This window comes from Burkholderia sp. S171, assembly GCF_009766085.1.
In the GTDB taxonomy this organism is placed as follows: Bacteria; Pseudomonadota; Gammaproteobacteria; order Burkholderiales; family Burkholderiaceae; genus Caballeronia.
The window spans coordinates 185,373-210,160 of the sequence record NZ_LMUF01000010.1; the positions used below are offsets into that span (position 1 = coordinate 185,373).

The window sequence follows — 24,788 nt, forward strand, 5'->3', positions numbered from 1 at the left end:
GTTCTGCTCAAAGCTTAAAGCGTGAAACCGTCGAGCAGCACTGCCGGGCGGCGCTTTGCGATCAGGTCGGCAATCAATCGGCCGCTTGCAAGCGCGAGTGTAAAACCAAGCGCGCCTTGTCCCAGGTTGAGCCAGAGGTTTTCATATTGCGTCGAATCGATGATCGGGGTGCTGTGCGGCGTGGCCGGGCGCAGGCCGCACCAGACTGTGGCTTCATCGAAATTGCCGGCGTCCGGAAACGCCGCAGCCGATTCGGCGCGCAGTGTGGCGACGCGAGCCGGATCGACATCGGCACGACGACCGGTGACGTCCGCCATGCCGGCGATCCTCAGCCGGTCACCGAGCCGCGCATAGACGATCTTGCGTTCGAAGTCGGTGATGCTGATGTGCGGCGCGTGGCCGTCTGAGCCGACCTGGGTGGTCAGGCTATAACCCTTCAGCGGATAGAGCGGAACCCGCATGCCGAGTGGCTTGAGCAGCGCTGCGCTGGCGGCGCCGGCTGCAAGTACGATCTGATCGGCTTCGATTACCTTGTCGTTGGCTACTGCTTCGACCCGATGTGCTCGGCCTGGCGCGCGACGCAAGCCGGTGACCTTCGTACCGAGCTGGAATTGAACGCCGCGTGCCCGCAACAGGCGGCTCATCTCGACACAAAACTGGTAGCAGTCGCCGCTGTCTTCGCTGGGCGTGAAGATGCCCCCTTGCAACTGTCCGGCGAGATGCGCCAATGCCGGTTCCTTCTGCACACACTCGCGCGTATTGAGGGCCTGCTGTTCGCAGCCGAGCGAGCGTTGGTAATCGAGCAGTCGCAACGCGGCGTCGAATGAGGCGCGCTTGCGGTGCACTACCAGTTTGCCGGCATTCGAGTGGCTAAAGAGCAAGCCTGGTTCACTCGCCAGCAGTTGATGCATCAAGTCACGGCTTAAGAACGAGAGCGCTAACAAGCGCCGGGTCGACAACTCGCTTTTACGCTGCGTGCATGCACAGACAAACTGTGCGAGCCAACGCCACTGGTCCGGGTCCAGGCGTGGTCGAAAGCGGATCGGCGAGTCACCGCGCAACAGCCAGGACGGCAGCTTTGACAGTACGCCCGGGCCGGCGAGCGGGGCGACATAGCTATACGAAAGCTGTCCGCCGTTAGCAAAGCTCGATTCAAGTGCAACGTCTTCATTGCGCTCTACGATAGTGACGGTGTGCCCGTCCTCTCGTAGATACCAGGCCGTAGCCAGACCGGTGACGCCTGCTCCTAGTACGAGCACATGCATGGGATGTTCGATAGTTGGTTGAGCTGGAGGACATTGTTCTGCAGCGCGCAACCGGCGTCCAATATCGACCAGCGCTCGCGCTATAGCCGTCGGTTATAGCGCTCGCAACTGCATCTAACTCCTTGACGACTCTTGGGCCGATGGCCTGGTCGATGCTCCGGGCGCGTCGTCACGCAGGAACTGGATGAGCCGCTCTGCTGATTGCGGCGGCGGTCGCGAGTGTTCTGTCACCGCATAAACCTGCAGGGTCTCGTCGATCGCGAGCGGCCGGATCTGGATGTCCGGATGATGCTGGGGATAATTCGCCGTGAACGAATCGACTATCGCGATGCCGATGCGCTGCTGCACCAGCGACTTCCCGAGCGGGTATGTCTGCACCGACAGATTGCTCACGGGGGGCTCAGCAGCGTCAGCGAGCCACGCGGAGAGGATCGCTCCAAGATAGTCGTCTGGATCGATGGTGATCAGCGGTTGCCCCGCCAGATCGTCTGGTGTCAGCGGCTGGTCGAGCAGAGCGTCCGCCCACCAGCCGGCCGGTGCAATGGCGCACAGCGTGCTTTCGCACACCGCCGTGGCAACGAGGTTGGGATGGGAGACGGGCCGCATGGTCAGCCCGAGTTCAATTTCATCGAACAGCAGCGCGTGTTCGATCTCGCGCGTGTGCGCGACGCTCAGTTCGCACTTGGACTGCGGGAACGCGCGGCACCAGCGTGCCATGACGTGTGGCAACGCGTGGTGTGCCAGAGCGGGCGTGGCGGCGACCCGCAACGGACGGTCAGCGCCGTGCCCGAGGCTCGTGACCAGGCGCCGGATCCGCTTGAGCTGTTCATCGAACGGCCCGAGTTCTTCGCGTAGCCGCAATGCCTCGGGGGTGGGCACCAGCTTGCCCTTGCTACGCAGGAACAGCGCGAAACCGGCGGATTGCTCGGCATGCTGCAGCATCTTGCTTACCGCGGGCTGCGAGATATGCAGGAGCTTGGCCGCGCCGTTGGTCGACCCGGTCAGCATGATCGCGCTGAAGATTTCGATATGTCGCAAACGCACCTGTGTCTCCCTGGATTGACATCGCCATGCAGCTTACGGCACGCCTCGATGGTTTGGAACAAGGTTCTCCGCCTGAACTGCTTACAACTTCTGTAAGCCTCCTATAACACAGGGTTATATTTTGGGATTTTATTTTCATTAGACGCGCTCCGCACACGCCCTCATATTCGGGCTGCTGGCCGGTTCTGCGCTCCGGTCAGCTAAGGGGTTATCGAGTGGGGTTACCAAGTACGTAGCGCTAACGTGGTGTGGAGGGCTTATGGAGTCTGCGGGGTATGTGTTTTCCCGGACGCAAAAAATGGTGTGTCTGTCGGGTCTGTTCCTCGCGTGGGCAGTCGGCTACGCGGACCGCATCCTGATGAGCACAGCGATCATTCCTATCAGCCATGAATTCGCCCTGGATACCCGGCAAGCCGGCATGTTGCTGAGCGCGTTCTACGTGAGTTATGCATTCATGCAGCTCGCAGGCGGCTGGCTGTCGGACCGCTTCGGTTCACGGATTATCGTGGTGCTATGTATTGTCATGTGGTCGGTGTTTACCGGTGCGACGAGTCTTGCGTGGTCGTTCGGCTCGCTCCTGGCCATCCGCTTCATGTTTGGCATGGGCGAGGGCAGCTTCTCGCCGGCCAGTTCAGTGACGGTTGCTGAGGTGTTTCCAAAGCCCGAGCGGGCGCGCGCCAAGTCATTCCTGATTTCAACCACGTTCTTGGGCAATGCCGCCGGGTCCGGCTTGATCGCGCTGACTGTCGTGCATCTCGGGTGGCGTGGCAGTTTCCATATTCTTGCCGGAGCGGGGGTGCTCGTCGCGATGATCCTGTGGCTCTCGTTGCGCGGCGGTGTTGCTCTGCAGAGGGCGCGCGTCGCGAACCGGCCGAGGAATTTGTGGCGCTCGTTGCTGCGTATCCGGATGGCATGGAAGCTGACCGCCATCTGGTTCTTCACGAGCATGTTGTATGTCGGCGTACAGTCATGGATGCCGTCGTATTTGATAAAGACCTACGGGATCGATCTGCTTCACCTCAGTTTGGCGGTGACGGTGCCCAACCTGATCGCATTTGCGGGCACAAACGTGGTTGGCTTGCTGCTGGACAAATACGGTAAAAGCAAGGAACGGATGTTCCTGATGATGGGCGCGTTGATGAGCGTGGTGTTTCTTGCGTTGATGATCACGACCACCACGATCTTGCTACTTTTGATCTACTGGACGCTCTTTTCGCTATCCTTCAACTTCGTCTATGCAACGGTCTTTTCGGCGCCGCTGCGACATTTCCCGGAGCATCTGGTCGGCAGCGCCACGGGCTTGATGAACTTTGGTGGTCAGATAGCAGGCTCGATTGCCCCTGTGGCGATGGGCGCGCTGATCGCAGCATTCGGCGGTTCGTTTTTTGCTGCGTTCTGGCTGCTGCTGATTGCCGGGATTCTGGCCGTGCTGGTAGCGTCGACGTGGAGCCCGGCAAACGAGCCGCCTTTGCCGAGCCTGCAGACCTGACTATGAAAGGAGAACTAATGCGCGTGTTTACCGGCAGCCTTGCGACGGAAACGAACACCTTCGCGCCCATTCCGACAGGCCTCGGCGCGTTTCATGATCGAGGCTATTTCCGGGCCGGGCAGCATCCCGACGAAATGACTTTTTTCGGCGGCCCCTTATGGGCGGCACGTCAATGCGCAGCGACCTACGGCTGGACAGTAATCGAGGGGCTCGTTGCATCGGCGAATCCCGGCGGCGTGGTCACGCGTCTGGCGTATGAGACCTTGCGCGACGAGCTCCTGGCCGATCTGCGCGCGGCCTTGCCCGTCGATATTGTGTTGCTCGGCCTGCACGGTGCAATGGTGGCTGATGGTTATGACGATTGCGAAGGCGATCTGTTGCGCGAGGTCCGGCAGATAGTGGGCTCTGACGCCGTGATCGGCGCGGAGCTGGACCCGCATGCGCACTTGAGCGAAGCGATGGTCGGCTATGCCAACGTGCTCATCATGTTCAAGGAGTACCCGCACACGGACGTGCTGGAGCGGGCGTTCGAGCTGGCCGATCTCTGTCAGCGCACTGCGCTGGGTGAAATCAATCCGGTTGCAGCGGTGGCCGACTGCGGCATGGTCGTGCCGATTCATACCACGCGCGAACCCGGCCGCTCGCTGACGGATCGTGCCCAGGCTCTGGAGGGGCACGACGGCGTGTTATCGATCTCGATCGTGCAGGGCTTCGCGACGGGGGATGTCAAGGACATGGGCACCAAGGTCCTGGTTTATGCGGATGACGATGCGCCCACGGCGCAAGCCATTGCGAGGCGGTTCGCCGATGAGGTCATCACCCTGCGCGATGCCTTGCTCGTGCGCTACCTCGATATCGACGCGGCGCTCGACCGCGCGCTGGCATCCGCGGGCGCACCGGTCGTGCTGGCGGACCGCTCCGACAACCCGGGCAGCGGCGCCGCGGGCGACTCGACTTTCATCCTGCAGCGCATGCTGGCGCGTGGTATCGGTGATGCGGCGCTCGGGCCGTTGTGGGACCCGGTTGCGGTCAGCATCGCTTTAGATGCCGGCGTGGGCGCCACGCTGGATCTGCGGATCGGTGGCAAGATCGGGCCGCAGTCGGGTACGCCGGTCGATGGGCGGTGTCTGGTGCGCGCCGTGTTCCCGAACATGACAATGACCGGTCAGGCAGGCACGCCGTCCCCGCTCGGCGACTGTGCGCTGGTCGAATTGCAGGGCATCGAGATTGTGCTGTCCACGCGCCGCGCGCAAGCGCTCAACATCGACCTGTTCACGCAGCTCGGGTGCGACCTCGCGCGCAAAAAGATTGTGGTGGTCAAATCGGCGCAGCATTTTCACGCGTCGTTTTCCACCCTTGCTCACGAGATCATCTATGTTGGCGCACCCGGGTCCGCAAGTCCCGACTGGTCAGCGTTACCGTATAAAAAGATCAAGCTGCCAAAATGGCCCATTCACAACCGGCCGCACGCCAAATAATCACGCTATGGACTATCCATCATGACTAGTCAGGAATCCAATGTATTTGACCTTATTATTCACGGCGGCACGGTGATTGACGGCACGCGGCGGCCGCGTTTTGACGCCGACGTGGGTATTCGCAACGGACGTATCGCGGAGATCGGCGATCTGCGTGCGCGTACAGCGACGAAGATCATCGATGCGACTGGCAAGATCGTCGCACCGGGCTTCATCGATTCGCATACTCACGACGATGCCGCCGTTCTCTTCGACCCGCATATGATTTGCAAGATCTCGCAAGGCGTCACTACGGTCGTGACCGGCAACTGCGGCATCAGCCTTGCACCGCTGAGCCCGGATGCACCGCGCCCAATGCCGTTGAGCTTGTTGACCGGCGACGAACATGCGCCACGCGCTACCTTTTCGCGTTTTTCTGACTATCTCGACGCGGTTCGCCGTTCGCCATCATCCGTCAACGTGGCTGCGATGGTGGGGCACAGCACCCTGCGCGTGATGACAATGGATTCGCTCGACCGCGCCGCGAACGACCGGGAGATCGAAGCGATGCAAGGCTTGCTGAGCGAAGCGCTGGAGGCTGGTGCAATCGGTATCTCGACGGGCACTTACTATCCGCCTGCCTCCGCTGCGCCAATGGAGGAAGTGATCAGCGTATGCCGCCCGTTGACCGGCACCGGCGCGGTCTATGTGACCCACATGCGCAACGAAGCGGACGGCTGTATCGACTCCCTCAACGAGACGTTCGAGATCGGCCGGGCGCTCGACGTGCCGGTCGTGATTTCACATCACAAGCTGATGCGTGAAGCGAACTTCGGCAAGTCGACGCTCACGTTGCCGCTGATCCGAGCGGCGATGCAGTGCCAATGCGTCGCACTCGATTGTTATCCCTACGACGCCAGCTCGACCATGCTTCACACCGATGAAACGAAACTTCAGGGGCGGGTGCGCATTGCGACGAGTGAAGCGCATCCCGAACTGGCGGGACGCGATCTGGGTGAGATTGCAGAAGGGTGGGGCGTCAGCCGCGCCGAGGCATCCAGACGCTTGCAACCGGCGAGCGCGATCTACTTCAGCATGGATGAGAACGACGTGCGGCGCATCCTCGCATTCGAAGAAACGATGATCGGATCGGACGGACTGGCGCTGGGCGAGAAGCCGCATCCGCGTTTGTGGGGGACGTTCCCGCGCGTGCTCGGACATTACAGCCGCGACATCGGTCTGTTCCCGCTCGAAACCGCGGTGTGGAAGATGAGCGGTCTCACGGCAAAGAACTTTGGCTTGACGGGACGAGGCACGCTTGAGACGGGTAAGCACGCCGACGTCGTCATATTCGATGCCGCTACAATCAAAGACCGGGCAACCTACGATACGCCGACCGAAGCTGCTGACGGCGTGGAGGCTGTCGTGGTGAACGGGGAGTTGACGTGGTGGCAAGGCGAACACCGCGGTGCGCGCGCCGGGAAAGTGATTGTTCGATCTCGGCTGAGTTGAGGTAAAGCGCCGAGCGCTTTGCCCCATCCTGCACAATCCCCGTTCACCTAAAGCAAAACGCACGGACCCACGTTCACTGCGACTTCGCTCCTCGCTGCTTGCGGAATTCATCAACCGGCAATCCGCCCCAGCCCCAGTTCTCGGTAGCCACTTCTTCTATCACTACAAAGGTCGCATCAAGTGGCTTGTTCAGTACGTCGAGTAGCACTTGGCTCACGCCCTTGATGAGCTGTGCCTTCTCTTCCGCTGTGACCGAATCTTGTCCGGGCTTGCTACCCTCGCGGGTAACTTGAATGGTGACAATAGGCATGTCGCTCTCTCCTGCAGTGCTTAACTAAAGAGGGCGCCTGCGATCGACGCCCGCAAGTGTTTAATGACCCGCGCTCTGGCCGCCGTCGACATGCAGGATCTCGCCTGTCACGAAAGGCGCCGACTCCAGATACAGGACGGCGTTCACGATATCGCTCATCTCGCCCATATGGCCCATGGGATGAAGTGCTCCGAGCGCCGCGTGGGTTTCAGGCGCGTGCATCGGCGATTTCATGATGCCCGGCGAGACGGCGTTCGCGCGAATGCCGCTCTTTGCGTACTCGATCGCGAGGGATTTCGTGGCTGCGTTCAGGCCGCCCTTCGTCAGCGATGCCAGTACCGACGGCACACCACTGATAGCATGGTCGGTCAGGCTGGTCGTGATGGTGACCACGTGCCCACTCGAATTCTTCTCCATTTCAGCAATCGCGAGCTGCGTAACGTAGAAGAACCCCGAGAGGTTCACGCCTGTGATCGCTGCGTAGTCTTCGGCGGTGTACTTGGTAAAGGGCTTCGCGATAAAGATGCCGGCGTTGTTGACCAGCGTGTCGATGCGGCCGAAGCGTGCCACGCCTTCGGTAATCGCGCGACGGGCCGTAGCGGGGTCGCCAATATCACCCACCACCGTCAGAATGTCGGGGTCGTCCGACGGCTTGATGCTGCGCGCTGTTGCGACCACGCGGTAGTCGCGTTCCCGGAAAGCCTTGACCAGTTCTGCGCCAATGCCTTGGGATGCACCGGTAACGACTACAACCTTTTGTGATGTGCTCATGGTAGACCTCTATAGGTAGATTTAGCTCTGGTGCCGATCGGACCGACGGCATCTGGAAGTGCTGAACGCAGTCTAGGCGCGTGGACGTCGAGTTCGAATACCCGCCATGGACAAACAGTCTTGCGTGACAAGAACAAATCAGGCGCGGGACCAGGCGGCTTGAAATATGGCGTCGAGCGCAGCGAGTGGCAGGCAGGAATACCCAAATTAGGGCACCATTCTACGGTCGATTTGCCGGGTCTTAGGTTGGTCAGGTTCGCTAATCAGGGCTTCGTTCGACCGTGCCCTTCAAGCGCTAGCCCTCTTCGCGGTTTATCCGTCACGTCGGCCCGTCGGCCCGTCGACGCTAAGATAAAGACAGGGATCCGAGCTTTTGAGCGAGCCAATAGCTATCGACGGTCGCGCGGAAAAGAGCAAAAATTTTTATGCCATCGAGGGACTATGCAGCGTCAATTTGAAGGCCTCCTTTTGGGCAGTATTGAACTGTTCTGTCTGGCTGCTGAATTGGAAAGTTTCACGGCCGCCGCCGCGGCTGCGAGCGTGAATCCTGCTGCGGTCAGCCGTTCAGTAGCGGCCCTTGAGAAACGCCTCGGCGTACAGTTGTTCGTCCGGACAACGCGACAGATTCGACTGACGGACGCGGGAAAGCGGTACTTTGAGCAGTGCCGGCTGGCGCTTGGACATCTCGCGGATGCGGAGCGGGAAGTGACAGGGCAACAGACAACCCCGGCTGGCGTCCTGCGAATCAGCATGCCAACGCCGTACGCGCACTATCGCGTCCTTCCCCTGCTGGCGGAATTTCGTGAGCGGTATCCCGGCGTCACAGTGGAAACGCACCTTAGTAATCGCAACATCGATTTTGCGGACGAAGGCTTTGACCTGGCGATCCGGGGGCGTGCACCTCGGGATTCAGGTCTTATCGCGCGAAAACTCGAGGATTCGGAACTCGTGGTGGTGGCATCGCCCGCGTATTTGCGCAGAGCTCATAAACTGCAAACCCCGGATGATTTGATTAACCATGAGTGCATCCAGTTTGAGTTGCCGAGTAGCGGTCGCAACATACCGTGGCAGTTCAATCAGGACGGCAGCTGTGTTGAAATCGCGACGCGCGGAGGGTACGGATCGTCGGGCGACGTGCTTGCGGGCGTGACCATGGCCCGTCATGGCGCGGGAATATTCCAGACCTATCGGTTCGTTGTCGAGAAGGACATCGAGGACGGCACACTCAATGAATTGCTCCCTCAGTATGGCGGCTGTTCGCGACCGTTTATCCTGCTTTATCCGCATGGCCGGCATCTGTCGTCACGGGTGCGTAGTTTTGTGGACTTCCTGATGGAAAGGCTCGGCGCATAAAGGCGCTATCAGTAAGCAATGATTCGTCGGCTGCCCCGATCCTGCTGTCAGTCGTAGCGACGATCGGCTGGTCGGCAAGTTCCACCTTGCCGGCCTACACCGTTTCGATTGGCAAGGCCGAACATGTTGCCGACGCTGCCTCATGGGCGCGCGCGTGTCGATTACGTACACGATCGGCGCGGTCGTCGCCTACACGGCAGGTGGTTTTGTAATCGATGTGATCGGACGGCGCGCGTTCATTTCGCTGACGTTTGTCGGTGCGCTCGTGATTACGTTCGTCACGTATAAGCTCACTCACACGGTAGAGGCGATGGCGGGGGTCGCGCCGATCAACGGCTTCTTCACACTCGGTTTCGCGTATGTGCGGATGGCGATCTATCCGTGCGAGCTGTTCATGAGCACCGTGCGTTCGACCGCGATCAGCTTCGTATTCAACGCGGCGCGGATCATCGCGAGGGTGTTCCCGATTCTTGCCGGCACGATCGTCAAGTCGTTCGACGGCGCGCCGCAGGCGGCGATGGCGCTTGGTCTGGCCTAGGTGCTCGGGATCGTGCTGCCGTGGTTTCTGCCCGAAACGCGTGGACAGGGAATCCTTGACTGAATACTTCATCGGCAAGCTATCCGGTAGGATGTTGCAGACGGTCCGTCTTCACGCGGGAAACTGCGTCACCGCATGAGCAGCTACACGCGGCGCGGACCGTGCCGTCACCGCTCCCGCGGTCTATCGGCCCCTCCCGGAATCGAGGTTTGCGATGAAGCACGTCTGCCGAAGCACCGTTGTCCGGTCCGCATTCGTCGCATTGATGGCCATCGCGGCCAGCGTCGGGTCGCTGTGCGCGCCTGAGCAGGCTTGGTCCGCTCAAATCAACGACCAGACCGACCCGCAGACACTCATCCAGACCGTGACGCAGCAGATTTTGGACGAGGTGCGCCAGCAGGCGCTCACGCCGGACGACATCCCGCGCATCACGACGATAGTGAACCGGGATATCCTCCCGTACGTCGACATTCGCCGCGCCACGCAGTACGCGATGGGCCGCTTCTGGCGCACTGCAACACCCGGGCAACAGGACCAGGTGGTCGAGCAGTTCAAGCAGTTGCTTATCCACACGTATTCCGGCGCGCTTGCGCAGCTCAACACGAATCAGAAATTCGAGTATCCGCCTTCGGCCGCCGAGTCGGGCGGCACCGACGCCGTGGTGCGCACGATCGCGCTAAGCAAAAGCGGTCAAGTGCAGATCGACTACCGGCTGTACAAATCACCGCAGGGTTGGCGTGTCTATGACATGAACGTGCTTGGCGCATGGCTGATCCAGACCTACCGTACGCAATTCAACGACAAGATCCAGCAAAGCGGCGTCGACGGGCTGATCCAGTTTCTCACCGACCGCAACAAACAACTTGCCTCTGGCAATCAGTGACGTGCTGAAGTCCACCGGCAAGCGGGCGTATGTGCTTCATGCCGAACGCCTGCCAACGTTACCCGAGTGAACCAGGTCACTTGCTGCACTTCCAATAAGGAAAGCTTCATGCTGAGAATTCATCACCTTGGTCACTCACAATCGGAACGGATCGTCTGGCTTTGTGAAGAAATTGAGGTTCCTTACGAGCTCGAAAAATACACGCGCGACCCGGTCACGCAGTTGTCGCCGCCAGCGCTGAAGGCGCTGCATCCGCTCGGCGCGGCACCGCTCATCGAAGCCGATGGAATCTTGCTTGCCGAATCGGCCGCTATCGTCGAATTCATTCTCGCCCGATATGGTCACGGACGTTTGCAGCATGCACCCGATTATCCCGATTTCGCTTCCTATCTCTACTGGTTTCACTTCGCCAATGGCAATCTTCAGCCGGTAATGGGTCGATCGATGTTCATTGGGCGCTGCGGCCTGGCACCCGACCATCCGATCCAGGCGTCGGTGCAGGGACGACTGGACAAGGTGCTCGCGCTGATCGAAGCGCGGCTTGCACAGAACGACTATCTTGCTGGCAGCGCGTTCACCGCGGCAGACATCATGAGCGTCTTTTCGCTAACCACGATGCGTCTGTTTCATCCTGTTGATCTCAAGCCTTATCCGAACATACTGGCGTATCTTCAGCGCATCGGCGGACGGGCCGGGTATCAGCGGGCGATGGCTAAAGGCGATCCCGACTTGACACCGATGCTGACATGACTTCGCGGCGGGAGTCGCCCCTTATCCAACTTACCTTTTTCGAGGACTTATGCATCTTCTCCACGTGATTGGTTCGCCCCGCACAGGGCGCTCGGCCTCTCGGCAGGTCGCTAACGCCTTCACTGAAGTCTGGAAGGAGCAACATCCTGACGGGACAGTCGACGAACTGAATGTCTGGGAAATCGACCTGCCCGTTTTCGACGGGCCGGTGCTCGAAGCAAAATACGCGGGCATCGAGGGCCGGCCGCTCGATCCCGCGCAGGCCGACGCATGGCGCACCGTCGACACGCTTGCCGAACGGTTCCGACAGGCAAACGTCATTCTCTTCAGCGTACCCATGTGGAATTTCGGCATCCCGTATCGCCTCAAGCATCTAATCGACGTCATATCGCAGAAGGATGTGCTGTTTACTTTCGACGAAAGAGGATTGAACGGCCTGCTTGGCGGACGGACGGTCGTCACGATCGCGGCGCGAGGCGTTGGGCTTGGAGTGGATTTTCCAGTGGAGCTGTACGACTTTCAGACCGCCTATCTGACCATGTGGTCGCGTATGGTTGGCATCACCGACGTCCGTGTGATCACTGTCGAAAAAACCTTGGCAGGCCCCGAGCAGGACCATGCATCCCGCCATGAGGCCAGCGAAAAAGCGCGCGAGCTTGCTCGCGGTTTGTAAGCGAGGAATGCAGTTTTCCTCGCGTCCGGGCGTCCTCATTCGACGAACGCGATTGCTAATTTCAAATCAACTCGAAGGCAGGAATGACCGTTGGACCGTGAAAGCGGTCCTCGCGGCCCTTGGTGTCGAACGGCGGGAATGGCCGACCAGAGACGATCGCGCTGCGATGTGGGTGTAGCTTCCCAGCACTCACCATGGTCTTTGTCAGCCCCGGTGAGTTTGGTCGACTTCGGCACATCGAGCAATTTCAGCAAAAGCTTCGAGAACTGGCGCCGCGAAACAGCATGCAGCGCATGCTTTGATCGGCGGTCTTGTCCCGCAGCCACGACCTGGCGGAAACGCGCTGGATACTGTTTCGACCAGGACAGGGCGCGATACCAACGCCATTCCTGGCGGTGTTGGTGCTCTGGTTCGGTATCCTGTTCGCTGGTTTCGGTCTGGCCAGCGCCAACAACTGAACGGCTGTCGCGACGCTCTTCGTCTGTGCGCTATCCGTATCCGGCGCTTTATTCCTGATTGAGGACATTGCCCACCCGCTCGAAGGGTTGATGCAGGTCTGGCGTGCGCCTGCGCAAATCGCGCTGTCCCATCTTGGCCAGCAGGCCGATACCGTGCGACCCTCGTTTCGGCTTCTATCATCCGGCTCGATTCCTCATAGGAACCCCGCACGCCACGTCTCAGTACATACCCTCGATTGACGCATAAATACATCGGGAAGATACTTTGTCCGTACAAACAAACAATTGAGACAGGAGCACCGAGCATGCAAGCCGAAGAAGTGGGGAAGCAACGTTATCGCGCGAGTTATGGCCGTTACTTCGAGGAATTCACGGTCGGGGACATTTACGAACATCGCCCGGGCCGGACGATCACCGAGGCGGACAACATCCACTTCTCGTTGTTGACAATGAACTTTCACCCCATGCACTGTGATGCCGCGCACGCCGCAAAAAGCGAGTTCGGACAACTGCTGGTGAATAGCGGCCTGACGGTCGCGATCGTGCTCGGCATGTCGGTGAACGACGTCAGCGGCAAGGCCATTGCGAATCTCGGCTGGAAGGAGATCAAGCTGACAGGTCCCGTATTTTGCGGCGATACCTTGTACGCCGAATCTGAAGTGCTTGAAAAACGCGAATCGAAGTCACGTCCCACGCAAGGCATCGTCACGGTCCATACGCGCGCATTCAAGCAGGACGGCACGCCGGTCATGGATTTCGTGCGCACTGCGTTAATCGCCAAGAAAGGCCACGGCACGGGGGACTAGAAAGACCGCCGCCTTCGCCAAAAAATGTCGATTCGGCTCAAGAACGAACGACGTTTCACCTCTCTCTCACAGTAAGGAGACCGCTGTGAATCAACTCGTAAGCTCAGGTGCACGGCTGGACAGATTGCCGATGGCCGCCTTCCACTGGAAGATCCTCGGCCTGATCAGCGCAGGCGCGTGCCTCGACGCGTTCGACGTGTATCTTGCCGGCGGCGTTGCGGCTGCAATGATGAAGCAAGGCTTCTCGACGCTTCAGCTCAACGCGCTGTTTGTATCGGCGGGATTCTGCGGCATGGTGATCGGAGCGGGCTTGTCGGGCTATCTCGGCGACCGGTTTGGACGCCGCTCTTCATACCAGTTCAACCTCGCGCTGTTCGGCGTGATGTCGATCGCAGCAGCCTTTGCGCCGAGCATTTACTGGTTGATCGGTTGCCGTTTCCTGATGGGCATCGGGCTGGGCGCCGAGTTGGTCGTCGCGGCCGGAACGCTGTGCGAATTTATCCCGCCGGCGTATCGCGGACGATGGATATCGCTGCTCGGATTGATCGTCAACTCGGGACTCGTGATCGCAACGAGCGTGGGTTATGTCGTGATCCCCACTCTGGGATGGCGCTGGATGTTCGGCATTGCGGGCGTTGGCGCGATGATTGTCTGGGCGCTGCGTCACAGCATGCCCGAGTCGCCGCGCTGGCTGGAATCAGTCGGCCGGCTCGACGAGGCCGAGCGCACCGTGAGCGCGATTGAAGCTGAGGTGGCAAAGCAGCGCGGGCCGTTGCCCGAATGCGCGCGCACGCAGAATCTCGAGGTTCCACAATTGCCGTTTAGCGCGCTGTTCCGGCGCGGCATGATCGGCCGTACGTTGACGGCGGCCCTGACCGCGATCGCGGTGAATGTTGCGGTGTACGGCTTCGTGGCGTGGCTGCCGACGTTCTTTGTAAAGGAAGGGCGCGACGTGGTGACATCGCTTGGCTTTACCACGCTGATGTCGTTCGGCGCGCCGTTTGGCGCGGTACTGGGCTTCCTCTGCGCGGACCGTTTGGGTCGAGCCAAGGGTCTCGTGTTCTTCTCACTCATGACAATCGTGCTTGGCTTCATCTATCCGCAGATGGTCGCCAACGCCGCAATTGCCTGTGTCGGATTCGTGCTCGTGAGCTGCATTTTCGCGATTGTCACGCTCGGGCTTTTTGGCTACGTGCCTGAGTTGTTCCCCACTGCATTGCGCTTGCGCGGAACGGGTGCGGCAGGCGTGTGCGGCCGGCTTGCATCAATGACCACGTCCTATATCGCCGTCCTGCTTTATGCCCAGTTTGGATTGTTCGGCGTGCTTGGCATGGTATCCGGGGTGCTCATCCTGTTGATCGTGGCGATCGTTTCGCTGGGTGTAGATGCGAATCAGTATTCACTCGAAGCGGCGTCGCCGGATGAAGATGCACTCGACTCCAACCTCGATTTCAAGCAAGGAGGAATTGCACGGTGAACTCGACTTCCATCTCCGCCGCGCTTGCCCGCTTTACAACAAACCTGCAATTGTCGGATGTACCGCAAGCGGTACGCGAACGCGCAAAGCATTTGATGCTGGATAGCATCGGCCTTGCATTCGCGACGGCGACCTTCAATTACTCACGCATCACCCTGGCCGCCATGCAGGAACTCGGCAGCGGCCAAGCGTCGGTCTTCGCGCATTCGGAACGTCTCGCCATGCGCGACGCGATGCTCCTGAACGGCGTATTGATCCACGGCCTCGATTTCGACGACACCCACGCACGCGGCGTGATCCATTCGACTGCCAGCGCCTTGCCCTGCGTGTTTGGCTTGGGCGAGCGCGAGAACGCGAGCGGCGCTGACCTTCTGACCGCCTATCTGTGCGCGATGGAAGTCTCCACGAGAGTGGGTGCTGTCGCGCAAGGCGGCTTCCACAAGGCCGGTTTTCATCCCACTGGACTTGCCGGCGCATTCGGCTGCACGCTGGCCGCCGCGCGCCTGCTGGGGCTCGACGAAGCAAGCGCGACCCATGCGCAGGGAATCGCGCTGTCCATGGCGTCAGGCAGTCTCGAGTTCCTGCAGGATGGCGCGTGGACCAAGCGTCTGCATCCGGGCTGGGCGGCTGTCAGCGGCACCGTGGCGGCCTCGCTGGCCAAACATGGCTTCGTGGGGCCGGGTGCGCCGTACGAAGGCCGCTACGGCCTCTATGCGCTGCATCTGAACGATGACGCGTTGCCGGATCTTTCCATCGCGACAGCCGGGCTCGGCGATCAATGGGAAATCGACCACGTCGCGCTCAAGCCCATTCCCGCTTGCCATTTCACGCATGCTTCGTCCGACGCCGCCGTCGAGCTGCACAAGCAGCACGGACTTACCGGCGATGAAATCGAGAACGTGATCGTGCGTGTGCCGGGTCCGACCGTGGACGTGGTCTGCGAGCCGGTATCGAACAAGAAGCGGCCGGCGAACAGCTACGACGCGCAGTTCAGCATTCCGTACATCGTGGCGACCGGATTGCTCAAGGGACGTTTCACGCTCGACGATCTCGACGAGGCGTCGCTCGCCGATCCCGCTGTGTTGTCGCTGGCGCAACGCGTCAATTACGAGGTCGATCACGAATCCACATTCCCGCGTCACTACACCGGCGAGGTGATCGTTTTCACGCGCGACGGGCGTCGTCTCGTCCAGCGTGAAGCGATCAATCGCGGATCATCGGACCGGCCGCTGAGCAACGAGGACATCGTCGCCAAGTTCTTCGATAACGCCCGGCGCGCGGTCTCACACGAACGCGCCGCTCAAGTTCGCGATGCGGTTCTCGATCTCGACCGTATTCCGGTGTCGGCGCTCGCGGGCGTGCTGCGTCGTCCCGATTGAATCGTCCTCGAGAATCAATACTTCACGCCTTCAAGGCAGGAGATTTCATGGCTACCATTGACGTAGAAAAGACAGAGACAGCGGAAGAGGCGAAGGCTAACGAGGTGTTGATTCTCGACATGCTCGACCGTTTTCTCAAGACGGAAGTCAAGCCGTATGTCCACGCGCTTGAAGCGGCCGATGAATACCCGCACGAGATTGTAGAGAAGATGAAGGACATGGGGTTGTTCGGCTGCCTCATCGCTCAGGAATATGGCGGACTGGGTCTCTCGACATCGACGTACGCGAAGATAGTCGACCGGATCTCGGCCGTGTGGATGTCGGTGAGCGGCATCATCAATTCGCATTTGATCATGGCGATGACCGTACAGCGCAACGGCACCGCGGAGCAAAAGAGCACCTACCTTCCGCGCATGGCGACGGGTGAATTGCGCGGTGGCATCGGCTTGACGGAACCGGATTGCGGCACGGATCTGCAGGCAATCCGCACGGTCGCCCGTCGCGAAGGCGATGAATACGTGATCAATGGCAGCAAGACGTGGATCACGAACAGTCTGCATGGCAACGTGCTTGCGCTGCTGGTGAAAACCGACCCCAAGGCGGAACCGCGTCACAAGGGCATGACACTGCTGCTGGTCGAAAAGGGCCCCGGTTTCGAAGTCAGCCGCAAGCTTCAGAAGCTGGGCTACAAGGGGATCGATACGTGCGAGCTGACCTTCACGGATTTTCGCGTGCCGGTTTCGCATGTGATTGGCGGCGAGGAAGGGCGCGGCCTCAAGCAAATATTGGGCGGTCTCGAACTGGGCCGTATCAATGTGGCGGCGCGCGGCGTGGGTGTGGCGCAAGCCGCGCTCGACGAATCCGTTTCCTATTCCCAGCAACGCAAGACCTTCGGCAAGCCGATCTGCGAGCATCAGGCGATTGCGTTGAAGCTTGGCGAAATGGCGACCCGCGTGCAGGCGGCGCGTTTGCTGACCGAAGCCGCTGCGGTTGCCTATGACCGCGGGGAACGGTGCGATATGGAAGCCGGCATGGCGAAGTATTTCGCGACTGAGGCGGCGCTCGAAAACAGTATTGAGGCAATGCGGATTCATGGCGCCTACGGCTACTCGAAGGAATTCAATGTCGAGCGTTTGTATCGCGATGCACCGCTGTTATGCATTGGCGAAGGCACTAACGAGATGCAGCGAATTATCATCGCCAAGAATTTGATTGCGAGGAATCCGATATGACTTTGCCGCTCTCTGGCGTGCGTATTGTCGCGGTCGAACAGTACGGCGCGGGTCCGTTCGCGACCCAGCATCTGGCCGATCTCGGTGCCGAAATCATCAAGGTCGAGAATTTCCGCGAAGGCGGCGACGTGGGCCGCGCGGTCGGTCCGTACTTTTTCGGCGAAGGCGATAGCCATTTCTTCGAGGCGTTCAATCGCAACAAGTGCAGCTTGACGCTTGATCTGAAGAAGGCGGAAGCACGCCAGGTGCTGCTCGACCTGGTCAAGAAAAGCGACGCCGTTTTCAATAATCTGCGTGGCGACCTGCCGGCGAAACTCGGGCTGACTTACGACCAGTTGAAGGAAGCAAATCCGGCTATTGTCTGCGGTCATCTGTCGGCTTACGGGCGTACGGGAAGCCGCGCGTCGTGGCCCGGATATGACTACCTGATGCAAGCGGAGGCCGGGTATTTGTCGGTGACGGGCGAGCCGGATAGTCCACCGGCGCGCTTCGGCCTGTCGATCATCGACTTGATGACGGGTACGACTGCCGCCATGGCGTTGCTCGCGGGTATCGTGCAAGCGCGTGCCTCGGGCATCGGCCGGGACATGGACGTCAGTCTCTTCGATGTCGCCATGCACAATCTCGCCTATGTCGCGACGTGGTATTTGAACGGGGACGTGGTGACCGGTCGCGACCGCCGGTCATCGCATCCGTCGCTTACGCCGAGCCAGTTGTACAAGACGCAGGACGGCTGGATCTTCCTGATGTGCAACAAGGAGAAGTTCTGGGGCGTGCTAGCCGAAGTCCTCGACAAACCGTCGTGGGTCACGGACGAACGTTTCAACAACTTCAAGGCGCGGCTGGCTAATCGCGACTTGCTGGAAAAGGAACTCGATGCCGCGCTGTCCACCGCGACCACGGAAGAATGGCTGAGGCGTTTTGGCGGCCGCGTGCCCGCTGCGCCGGTCTACGACGTCAAACAGGCGCTCGACAATCCGTTCGTGGCCGAGCGCGAGGGCGTGGTCAATGCCGAGCATCCACGCTTCGGCAAGATTCGCGGTGTGGCGGCGCCAGTCCGGGTTGACGAGCCGTTGCCGTTACGCGCGGCGCCCGATTTAGGGCAGGACACGGACAGGTTGCTCGCGGAACTCGGTTACGATGCTGATCGGATCGCCTCGCTCCGCGAGAAGGCCGTCGTGCAATGAGCGCCGAAGCGTTGCGTGACGAGTCTGGACGGGCGGGTGCGTCCCGTTCACTCCGTCCACCTACCTTCCCGCAAGAGCCGATGGTCACAGTCCTGGGTCAGCAACCGCGTTACATGCAATTGGCGCAGACGCTCATCAATGAAATTCAGAGCGGCCGCTTTCCGGTCGGCTCCACTATCCCGACCGAGTTCGAACTGTGCGAGCAGTTCGGTGCGAGCCGTTCGACCGTGCGCGAAGCGGTGAAGCAACTCGTGCAGTTGGGCATGGTCGTGCGGCAGGCGGGGGTCGGCACGACAGTCAAAGCCGTGCGATCTGAGAGCGGGTATCGGCAGGTCATGCAGCAACTGAGCGATTTGCATCGCTATACGGCCGATACCGTCCTGCAGATTTTATCGAAGGAGACATCGGAGGTTCGGGACCCCAAGATCTGCGAAATGTTGACAGCCAAGCCCGGTGAGACGTGGCTGCGGATCGCGGGCTTGCGGCGCTCGGGTGGCAGTCCTGATCCGATTTGTCATACCGAAGTTTTTATTCAACCGGCGTTTCGTTCACTGGTGGTGAGCGAAAACGAATCGCATGTGCCGATCTATACGCTGATCGAAAAGCAGTTCGGCGAGCGCATTGCGCAAGTGCAGCAGGAGATCCGGGCGATCTCCATGCCGTCGGCTGTCGCCACGCTGGTCAACGTCAAGCCGCGAACGCCCGCGCTCTGGCTTTGCCGCCGATACCTCAATCAGCGCGGCGAAGTGGTTGAAGCCGCAATCAGCATTCATCCGGCCGACCGATTCAGTTATTCCGAGACTTTTCAGCGCGACTGGAATGCCGGATAACACCTCAACGGATGACGCTTCAAGTCAGGAGCCAGGCATGTCCCTACGCAGTTATCTTTTCGTACCCGGAGATCGGCCGGAACGTTTTTCAAAGGCGCTCGCGACGGCCGCGCATCAGGTCGTGATCGACCTGGAAGACGCAGTCGCACCCGATGAAAAAGTCCACGCCCGCGAGGGTCTCGCGAAATGGCTTGAAACCGGTCTCCCGGACGTGGACAAGCCGCGTGTGATGATTCGCGTGAATGCGTTCGGCACACTGTGGCATGAAGACGATGTGAGGATGGTGCGTGCGTCGCCGGTCATGCGCGTGATGGTGCCCAAGGCCGAAGTGGCGAGTGAACTGGCCGATGTTGCATCGCGTTGCGGTGACGGCGTGTCGCTGATTGCATTGATTGAGAGTGTGGTTGGCGTCGTGCAGATGCGCAGTATCGCGCACGAAAAATCGGTCTCGCGGCTTGCATTCGGTTCGTTCGATTATTGCGTCGATGCCGGCGTGGAGGGCAGTGGCCGTGAGCTCGATTACGTGCGCTCGCAATTCGTGATCGAGTCGCGTTTTGCCGGGCTGGCGGCGCCTGTTGATGGCGTGACTTTATCGATTGATGACGCTGATCTGATTGCCGCCGATGTCGCTGCCGGCCGGCGCTTTGGCTTCGGCGGCAAGCTTTGTATTCATCCGCGACAGGTCGAGGCGGTGAACCAGGGCTTCACCCCAAGCGACGTGGATTTCGCCTGGGCCGAGCGCGTGCTGGCGATGCTCGCGGAGAATCCGAAGGGCGCAATTGCCGTCGATGGAAAACTCGTCGATAAACCCATTGTCGATCGAGCGAAACGCATTGTCGCGAGCCGAATGGTCGCGAATGACCAGCATTGATTCGATGGATCGCCAACTGCTCCACCTGCGCCGAATCGAATTGAGCGGCTTCCGGCGCGCGGATGGTCTGTACGACATTGAAGGCGTGCTCAAGGATACGAAGACCTACGACCGCTACTCGAGCGGTGTAGTGCGCCTTGCTGGCGAAGCGATTCATCAAATGCGCCTGCGGATCACGGTCAACACAAATTTTCTGATCGTCGATGCCCATGCAGAGTCCGAGGTCGTTCCTTATCCCGGTTTCTGCGATGTGATCGGTCCGGAATATAAGAAGCTGATCGGCTTGACGCTGAAGGCCGGTTTCATGCGGGAAACGCGCGCGTTATTCGGCGGCACGAAGGGCTGCACTCATTTGACTGAGTTGATCGGCGGGGTAGCGACAGCTGCGTTCCAGACCATGAGCGAGGAGATCAACGCATCGAACGAGCAGCAGCCGTTTCAGCTGGACGGCTGCCATGCGTTGCGAACCGAGGGGGAGGCCGTGAAAACGTTCTACCCGAAGTGGTACCGGGCAGAGAAAAATGAAGCGCGCTAAGCGTGGCGGTGCGGATGGCTTTGTCCTTGATCGTCCCGGTTCAGTTGACATTGCACGTCAGATTTTAGAACCCGCTGACGCTGCTTCTCCAGCAATACTCGCTTTTAGTAGCGCCTTAGGCCATTCTACGAATACCTGAAACCGGCGTGACAGGTGCTGACTATGCGGATAAAGCAGCGTAAGTGCTGAGAGATAGCCGTGTAGAGAATAAATCAGTTATCCTGCGCTTCGACCTAACGGTCACCATCGCCGTGGGTCGTCCTGCCACTAACATAATCGCAGGCTCCTGCAGTTAAAAATCAATGATTGCGAGCTGTAAGAATCTCTTTCAGCTTCGTCACAGCACTATCCGGTGTGGTGAGGACCGGTCGGCCCGAGCTGGTTTGCGTAGCAGGCGCAGCGCTAGTCATCGAGAATTGTGCGAAGCAGATGACGTCGCAATCCGCCGCTTGCGCCGAGGCCTCCGCAATCAATCGATCGTGTGTTCCGGCGTCCCCCTGTTGCAACGCTGTCCAGGCCTCCGGGACACAAAAACTCCGCAGATCAATCGTCTTTGAAGCTTGCCGGGCGGCCGCTTCGAATTCCGCGGTGATCGGGGCGATAGAAGGGGCGAACGTCGCCATCAGCGCGATCTTCGAACCGCGTGCGAGCGCTTGCGCAATCATCGCCTCGTTCGGCTTAAGAACCGGTACCGATACTTCCGCACGCGCCGCGTCAATAGCCGGCCCGAACGCTGAACACGTAAACAGGACGCCATCCGCTCCTGAATCGACGGCGTAACGTGTCAATGCCACGAATCGCGTCGTCAACGCCGCGATGTTTCCGTCAGCGGCCTTGAGATCTGCCGTGAGGGAATCTTCCAGGATGTTAAAAACGCTCGCTTCCGGCCAGAGCCGCTTAAAGCTTTCGGCAATGGGCGCGATGGCGAGCGGTGTCGCGTGGATTAATGAAATCCGGGATGATTTTGTCATTTTTTGAGAATGTTGGAAGTTGCATTTTATTGCACTGTAGTACGGTACACGCGTACAGGGTCTCCGGGAAGACCTGATATGGATGTATGTTCCTGAGTGCCTACATCATGTGCCCGCATCGGATTTGTGGTAATTAACAGTGAACATTCGAATTGTTCTGCGATGAAAAACGAGACAACTAGCGCATTGGCCGACCAAGTGGCGGCAAAAATCATTGATATTGCGAGGACTCGCGCGCTACCCGCGGGCGAGCATCTGCGCGAAGAAGCACTCGCGGCCGAACTCGGACTGTCGCGGACGCCCGTGCGCAGAGGGCTTGCACTGCTCGAACAATTTGGAATCGTCGTAAAAGAGCCGAATCGCGGGATTTTTCTCGCGGTCGACGCGCACGGCATCGACATCAGCAAACTGCCCTTCGGCGTAGATCCGCTGGAGGATTTCTATTTGCGTGTCGCAGACGATTGTCTGAATGGCGAGATTGCAGAGGAGTTTTATGAGGCCGCTTTGCTGCGCAAGTACGACATGCCGCGCGGTCAGTTGCTCAAGGTCCTTTCCCGGTTGTCGAACGAGGGGATGATTGCGCGAAAGCCCGGTCAGGGATGGCGCATCAATCCCTTTTTGCACAACACGGAAGCGCATATACAGAGCTATCGCTTCCGCATGGCTATCGAGCCTGCCGCGCTGATGGAGCCTGGTTTCCGCATCGATAAAGCCGCCTTCGCCCAGGCGCGCAAGATCCAGCAGGACATGTTGGAAGGCGATATTTTCAAGGTCTCCAGGTCCATGCTGTTTAAAAATGGCTCGGAATTCCACGAGATGTTGGTACGTTGCTCGGGGAACCGGTTTTTCATCGAGGCGATCGAGCGGCAAAATCAGCTGCGCCGCTTCATGGAATACAAAGCGGCCACCGACCGGCCGCGGCTCGTGCGGCAATGTCAGGAGCATTTGGAACTGCTCGACATGATCGAAAGCGGAGCGCGAGACCATGCGGCTGCATTCTTGCGGCGGCATCTGGACATTGTCAGCAAGATCAAAGCGCGCGCGGAAGCCAAAGAAGAACAAGAGGCGATTGATCGCCTCCAGCCTGAAGCACATCTATAGCAAAGTCATCGAATCAGGGTGCTTGGACACGCTTACTCATTGTTGTTGAGCGATGCAGCACCCTGAAGCCATTCTCAGGCGTTAAGCGCCGCGCGCTGTTCCACCGTCTCGAAGTCAATTCATTATTGCGGGTTAACGAGACTGACATTGCCCATGTTTGTGACTTACATTGTACTTCATGGTTTTGAAGTACATTTGTTATCGATGAGCTCGATCAGCGGGTGCCGAAAACATTTCAGAAGACTGCTGCGGTATTCGACAGGAGGCGTCTCTCGCAAATCCGCGCCCAATATTGTACGTTCGTACGATTTTATACAAAGTATACGGTTGTTTGACCTAGCAACACACGTAAGGCAGTGAGCGCACAGGGCAGGGGACGCCGCGATGAAGAAGTTGCTGGCCACGGAGCTGCAGGTAGGAATGCGGGATCGCAGCCAAGGCATTCAAGCCAAGAGAAATGCGAGGAGATGACGTGAAATCGGAGATTCATCAAAGGACCATGAGGAAGGTATCTCGCCGCCTCATTCCGTTCATGATATTGATGTTTTTAATCAATTTTTTAGATCGAGTGAATATCAGCTTCGCGGCTCTGGAGATGAATAAGGATTTGGGCCTGAGTCCAAGCGTGTATGGTTTTGCGGCCGGGATTCTGTTTGTCGGCTACGTTGCATTCGAGATTCCGAGCAACCTGATTCTTCAAAAGGTGGGGGCACGCGTCTGGCTCGCGCGGATCATGATCACGTGGGGCATCCTGGCGACCTTGATGGCCTTCGTTTTCAACACCTGGACATTGTTCTCACTACGCGCATTGATCGGGGTCGCTGAAGCGGGTTTCTTTCCGGGCCTGCTGTTTTACATGATGCGCTGGTTCCCCGCCGAGGAGCGCGGGAAAGCCATTACCGTATTCATGCTTGGAAATCCCATCTCGGTCGTATTAGGCGGTCCGCTTTCGGTCACGATCCTGCACTTTGCCCATCATCTTGGCGGTTTCGCCGGATGGCAGTGGCTGTTTATTATCGAAGGGATTCCCGCGATTATTATCGGCATCGTCACGTTGTTTTGGCTGACCGAACGGCCCGAGGACGCTAAGTGGCTTGAGGCCGATGAGCGCGACTGGTTAAGCACCAAGATAGGCGAGGAAACACGCGCGAAAGAGGGTAAGACAGGCAGCCCGGTTCGCGTTGCCGATGTGTTCACTCATGGTCCCACGGTTGCGTTCGCCTTCTCCAAGTTCTGCGTCTTGCTCGCGTTCTTCGGCATCACATTGTGGCTTCCGCAGATCGTTAAAAGCCTCGGGTCGTTGAGCACGGTTGAAGCCGGTATTGCGTCTGCGGTCCCCTATATTTTTTCCGCGCTGGCAAGCATCGCTATCGGCCGGCACTCCGACAAAACCGGGGAGCGAAAGTGGCACATTGCGTTGCCCGCATTCCTGGGCGCTGCCGGTTTCGTGGTTGCAGCCGTCGCCGGCAATCCATGGCTTGCCATGGCTGGGCTGTGTGTAGCCGCGACAGGCCTTTGGGTATCCAACACCGTGTTCTGGACATTGCCGGCCGCAATGCTCTCCGGTTCAACGGCGGCAGCGGGTCTTGCCTTTATCAATACCGTCGGCAATCTCGGTGGATTTGCCGGTCCCTATATGACCGGGTGGATCCGCGAGGCGACGCATTCATATGTCTGGGCACTGGCTGCACTGGGCGGATGGCTCGCATTGAGCGGCGTGGTCATCCTCATCATCGGACGTAAAAAACCAGGTGACGGATTGCAAAACAGAAATGCTGACGAGACATTGGCGCTTGCAAAGAGCCCGACCGTGTCGAAGCGCATGGTGCTGCTCGCCCCAAAAACCTAGCACAGCAAATGCATCGCGGCGCCGATGTAAATACCCAACTTTTCTGG

At 59.3% G+C, this 24,788-nt stretch carries 23 protein-coding genes and 1 pseudogene; 18 read left to right on the top strand and 6 right to left on the bottom strand.

The features are described 5' to 3' along the window. Positions 1 to 14 precede the first annotated feature (14 nt). Both GSQ93_RS06550 and GSQ93_RS06555 read right to left on the bottom strand, forming a co-directional pair. Positions 15 to 1,265: a D-amino acid dehydrogenase gene (locus GSQ93_RS06550; RefSeq protein ID WP_158934812.1), complete on the bottom strand. Its 1,251-nt coding sequence runs from the start codon at positions 1,263 to 1,265 to the stop codon at positions 15 to 17. A gap of 114 nt (positions 1,266 to 1,379) precedes the next feature. Beyond that, positions 1,380 to 2,309 carry a LysR family transcriptional regulator gene (locus GSQ93_RS06555; protein ID WP_158934813.1) on the bottom strand — a complete coding sequence of 310 codons (930 nt, stop codon included), beginning with the start codon at positions 2,307 to 2,309 and terminating at the stop codon, positions 1,380 to 1,382. A gap of 259 nt (positions 2,310 to 2,568) precedes the next feature. On the opposite strand from GSQ93_RS06555, the gene GSQ93_RS06560 reads away from it, so the two are divergent. Genes GSQ93_RS06560 through GSQ93_RS06570 form a run of 3 tightly spaced genes read left to right on the top strand, consistent with a single transcriptional unit; the run spans position 2,569 to position 6,767 of the window. Next, the gene (locus GSQ93_RS06560) at positions 2,569 to 3,798 is read left to right on the top strand and encodes an MFS transporter (protein ID WP_158934814.1); all 1,230 of its coding nucleotides are present in this window, start codon (positions 2,569 to 2,571) and stop codon (positions 3,796 to 3,798) included. Between the two features lie 17 nt (positions 3,799 to 3,815). Beyond that, complete coding sequence (locus tag GSQ93_RS06565; protein ID WP_158934815.1) at positions 3,816 to 5,276, top strand: M81 family metallopeptidase; 1,461 nt, start codon at positions 3,816 to 3,818, stop codon at positions 5,274 to 5,276. Between the two features lie 21 nt (positions 5,277 to 5,297). After that, the gene (locus tag GSQ93_RS06570; protein WP_158934816.1) at positions 5,298 to 6,767 is read left to right on the top strand and encodes an amidohydrolase family protein; all 1,470 of its coding nucleotides are present in this window, start codon (positions 5,298 to 5,300) and stop codon (positions 6,765 to 6,767) included. Positions 6,768 to 6,840: 73 nt separating this feature from the next. On the opposite strand, the gene GSQ93_RS06575 is transcribed toward GSQ93_RS06570, so the two are convergent. Continuing rightward, positions 6,841 to 7,077 carry a 4-oxalocrotonate tautomerase family protein gene (locus tag GSQ93_RS06575; RefSeq protein ID WP_158934817.1) on the bottom strand — a complete coding sequence of 79 codons (237 nt, stop codon included), beginning with the start codon at positions 7,075 to 7,077 and terminating at the stop codon, positions 6,841 to 6,843. Positions 7,078 to 7,137: 60 nt separating this feature from the next. Beyond that, a complete protein-coding gene (locus GSQ93_RS06580; RefSeq protein ID WP_158934818.1) occupies positions 7,138 to 7,848 on the bottom strand; it encodes an SDR family NAD(P)-dependent oxidoreductase in 711 nt (236 codons plus the stop codon). Between the two features lie 441 nt (positions 7,849 to 8,289). On the opposite strand from GSQ93_RS06580, the gene GSQ93_RS06585 reads away from it, so the two are divergent. From GSQ93_RS06585 to GSQ93_RS06645, 13 genes are all read left to right on the top strand, one after another. Next, entirely contained in the window at positions 8,290 to 9,201 is a 912-nt protein-coding gene (locus GSQ93_RS06585) for a LysR family transcriptional regulator (protein ID WP_158935007.1), read from the top strand. Between the two features lie 142 nt (positions 9,202 to 9,343). Beyond that, entirely contained in the window at positions 9,344 to 9,739 is a 396-nt protein-coding gene (locus GSQ93_RS06590; RefSeq protein WP_158934819.1) for a hypothetical protein, read from the top strand. A gap of 265 nt (positions 9,740 to 10,004) precedes the next feature. Next, entirely contained in the window at positions 10,005 to 10,622 is a 618-nt protein-coding gene (locus GSQ93_RS06595) for a phospholipid-binding protein MlaC (protein WP_254073797.1), read from the top strand. A gap of 108 nt (positions 10,623 to 10,730) precedes the next feature. Then, the gene (locus tag GSQ93_RS06600) at positions 10,731 to 11,372 is read left to right on the top strand and encodes a glutathione S-transferase family protein (RefSeq protein ID WP_158934821.1); all 642 of its coding nucleotides are present in this window, start codon (positions 10,731 to 10,733) and stop codon (positions 11,370 to 11,372) included. A gap of 49 nt (positions 11,373 to 11,421) precedes the next feature. After that, on the top strand, positions 11,422 to 12,045 hold the full coding sequence (locus GSQ93_RS06605; protein ID WP_158934822.1) for an FMN-dependent NADH-azoreductase: 624 nt from the start codon (positions 11,422 to 11,424) through the stop codon (positions 12,043 to 12,045). Between the two features lie 763 nt (positions 12,046 to 12,808). Further along, positions 12,809 to 13,309 (top strand): MaoC family dehydratase, encoded by a 501-nt coding sequence (locus GSQ93_RS06610; RefSeq protein WP_158934823.1) that lies wholly within the window; start codon positions 12,809 to 12,811, stop codon positions 13,307 to 13,309. Positions 13,310 to 13,394: 85 nt separating this feature from the next. Further along, positions 13,395 to 14,786, top strand: coding sequence for an MFS transporter (locus tag GSQ93_RS06615; RefSeq protein ID WP_158934824.1), 1,392 nt, complete (start codon positions 13,395 to 13,397; stop codon positions 14,784 to 14,786). After that, entirely contained in the window at positions 14,783 to 16,165 is a 1,383-nt protein-coding gene (locus tag GSQ93_RS06620) for an MmgE/PrpD family protein (RefSeq protein ID WP_158934825.1), read from the top strand. Before GSQ93_RS06615 ends, GSQ93_RS06620 begins: the two co-directional genes overlap by 4 nt. Before the next feature lie 47 nt (positions 16,166 to 16,212). Continuing rightward, positions 16,213 to 17,397 carry an acyl-CoA dehydrogenase family protein gene (locus GSQ93_RS06625; RefSeq protein WP_158934826.1) on the top strand — a complete coding sequence of 395 codons (1,185 nt, stop codon included), beginning with the start codon at positions 16,213 to 16,215 and terminating at the stop codon, positions 17,395 to 17,397. Continuing rightward, positions 17,394 to 18,584: a CaiB/BaiF CoA-transferase family protein gene (locus tag GSQ93_RS06630; protein ID WP_158934827.1), complete on the top strand. Its 1,191-nt coding sequence runs from the start codon at positions 17,394 to 17,396 to the stop codon at positions 18,582 to 18,584. Before GSQ93_RS06625 ends, GSQ93_RS06630 begins: the two co-directional genes overlap by 4 nt. Then, complete coding sequence (locus tag GSQ93_RS06635; protein ID WP_254073780.1) at positions 18,581 to 19,414, top strand: GntR family transcriptional regulator; 834 nt, start codon at positions 18,581 to 18,583, stop codon at positions 19,412 to 19,414. The genes GSQ93_RS06630 and GSQ93_RS06635 overlap by 4 nt, the downstream gene beginning before the upstream one ends. A 37-nt stretch (positions 19,415 to 19,451) precedes the next feature. After that, complete coding sequence (locus GSQ93_RS06640) at positions 19,452 to 20,285, top strand: CoA ester lyase (RefSeq protein WP_158934828.1); 834 nt, start codon at positions 19,452 to 19,454, stop codon at positions 20,283 to 20,285. Further along, on the top strand, positions 20,272 to 20,820 hold the full coding sequence (locus GSQ93_RS06645; protein WP_254073781.1) for a DUF2889 domain-containing protein: 549 nt from the start codon (positions 20,272 to 20,274) through the stop codon (positions 20,818 to 20,820). Before GSQ93_RS06640 ends, GSQ93_RS06645 begins: the two co-directional genes overlap by 14 nt. A gap of 57 nt (positions 20,821 to 20,877) precedes the next feature. Here GSQ93_RS06645 and GSQ93_RS38000 read toward each other — a convergent pair. Both GSQ93_RS38000 and GSQ93_RS06650 read right to left on the bottom strand, forming a co-directional pair. After that, a pseudogene (locus GSQ93_RS38000) lies at positions 20,878 to 21,003 on the bottom strand (LysR family transcriptional regulator); the annotation flags it as partial. Positions 21,004 to 21,119: 116 nt separating this feature from the next. Next, positions 21,120 to 21,791 carry an aspartate/glutamate racemase family protein gene (locus GSQ93_RS06650; RefSeq protein WP_158934829.1) on the bottom strand — a complete coding sequence of 224 codons (672 nt, stop codon included), beginning with the start codon at positions 21,789 to 21,791 and terminating at the stop codon, positions 21,120 to 21,122. A gap of 186 nt (positions 21,792 to 21,977) precedes the next feature. On the opposite strand from GSQ93_RS06650, the gene GSQ93_RS06655 reads away from it, so the two are divergent. Both GSQ93_RS06655 and GSQ93_RS06660 read left to right on the top strand, forming a co-directional pair. Beyond that, positions 21,978 to 22,892: a GntR family transcriptional regulator gene (locus tag GSQ93_RS06655; protein WP_216857580.1), complete on the top strand. Its 915-nt coding sequence runs from the start codon at positions 21,978 to 21,980 to the stop codon at positions 22,890 to 22,892. A 541-nt stretch (positions 22,893 to 23,433) separates the two neighbouring features. Then, positions 23,434 to 24,741 carry an MFS transporter gene (locus GSQ93_RS06660; RefSeq protein ID WP_301952049.1) on the top strand — a complete coding sequence of 436 codons (1,308 nt, stop codon included), beginning with the start codon at positions 23,434 to 23,436 and terminating at the stop codon, positions 24,739 to 24,741. The last annotated feature ends 47 nt before the right edge of the window (positions 24,742 to 24,788 follow it).

What these genes read in the sequence shown, in the direction of transcription:
- GSQ93_RS06550 (WP_158934812.1), bottom strand. Translation starts at nt 1,265, where the DNA reads ATGCATGTGCTCGTACTAGGAGCAGGCGTCACCGGTCTGGCTACGGCC.
- GSQ93_RS06560 (WP_158934814.1), top strand. Translation starts at nt 2,569, where the DNA reads ATGGAGTCTGCGGGGTATGTGTTTTCCCGGACGCAAAAAATGGTGTGT.
- GSQ93_RS06565 (WP_158934815.1), top strand. Translation starts at nt 3,816, where the DNA reads ATGCGCGTGTTTACCGGCAGCCTTGCGACGGAAACGAACACCTTCGCG.
- GSQ93_RS06570 (WP_158934816.1), top strand. Translation starts at nt 5,298, where the DNA reads ATGACTAGTCAGGAATCCAATGTATTTGACCTTATTATTCACGGCGGC.
- GSQ93_RS06575 (WP_158934817.1), bottom strand. Translation starts at nt 7,077, where the DNA reads ATGCCTATTGTCACCATTCAAGTTACCCGCGAGGGTAGCAAGCCCGGA.
- GSQ93_RS06580 (WP_158934818.1), bottom strand. Translation starts at nt 7,848, where the DNA reads ATGAGCACATCACAAAAGGTTGTAGTCGTTACCGGTGCATCCCAAGGC.
- GSQ93_RS06585 (WP_158935007.1), top strand. Translation starts at nt 8,290, where the DNA reads ATGCAGCGTCAATTTGAAGGCCTCCTTTTGGGCAGTATTGAACTGTTC.
- GSQ93_RS06590 (WP_158934819.1), top strand. Translation starts at nt 9,344, where the DNA reads ATGGGCGCGCGCGTGTCGATTACGTACACGATCGGCGCGGTCGTCGCC.
- GSQ93_RS06595 (WP_254073797.1), top strand. Translation starts at nt 10,005, where the DNA reads ATGGCCATCGCGGCCAGCGTCGGGTCGCTGTGCGCGCCTGAGCAGGCT.
- GSQ93_RS06600 (WP_158934821.1), top strand. Translation starts at nt 10,731, where the DNA reads ATGCTGAGAATTCATCACCTTGGTCACTCACAATCGGAACGGATCGTC.
- GSQ93_RS06605 (WP_158934822.1), top strand. Translation starts at nt 11,422, where the DNA reads ATGCATCTTCTCCACGTGATTGGTTCGCCCCGCACAGGGCGCTCGGCC.
- GSQ93_RS06610 (WP_158934823.1), top strand. Translation starts at nt 12,809, where the DNA reads ATGCAAGCCGAAGAAGTGGGGAAGCAACGTTATCGCGCGAGTTATGGC.
- GSQ93_RS06625 (WP_158934826.1), top strand. Translation starts at nt 16,213, where the DNA reads ATGGCTACCATTGACGTAGAAAAGACAGAGACAGCGGAAGAGGCGAAG.
- GSQ93_RS06630 (WP_158934827.1), top strand. Translation starts at nt 17,394, where the DNA reads ATGACTTTGCCGCTCTCTGGCGTGCGTATTGTCGCGGTCGAACAGTAC.
- GSQ93_RS06635 (WP_254073780.1), top strand. Translation starts at nt 18,581, where the DNA reads ATGAGCGCCGAAGCGTTGCGTGACGAGTCTGGACGGGCGGGTGCGTCC.
- GSQ93_RS06640 (WP_158934828.1), top strand. Translation starts at nt 19,452, where the DNA reads ATGTCCCTACGCAGTTATCTTTTCGTACCCGGAGATCGGCCGGAACGT.
- GSQ93_RS06645 (WP_254073781.1), top strand. Translation starts at nt 20,272, where the DNA reads ATGACCAGCATTGATTCGATGGATCGCCAACTGCTCCACCTGCGCCGA.
- GSQ93_RS06650 (WP_158934829.1), bottom strand. Translation starts at nt 21,791, where the DNA reads ATGACAAAATCATCCCGGATTTCATTAATCCACGCGACACCGCTCGCC.
- GSQ93_RS06660 (WP_301952049.1), top strand. Translation starts at nt 23,434, where the DNA reads ATGTTTTTAATCAATTTTTTAGATCGAGTGAATATCAGCTTCGCGGCT.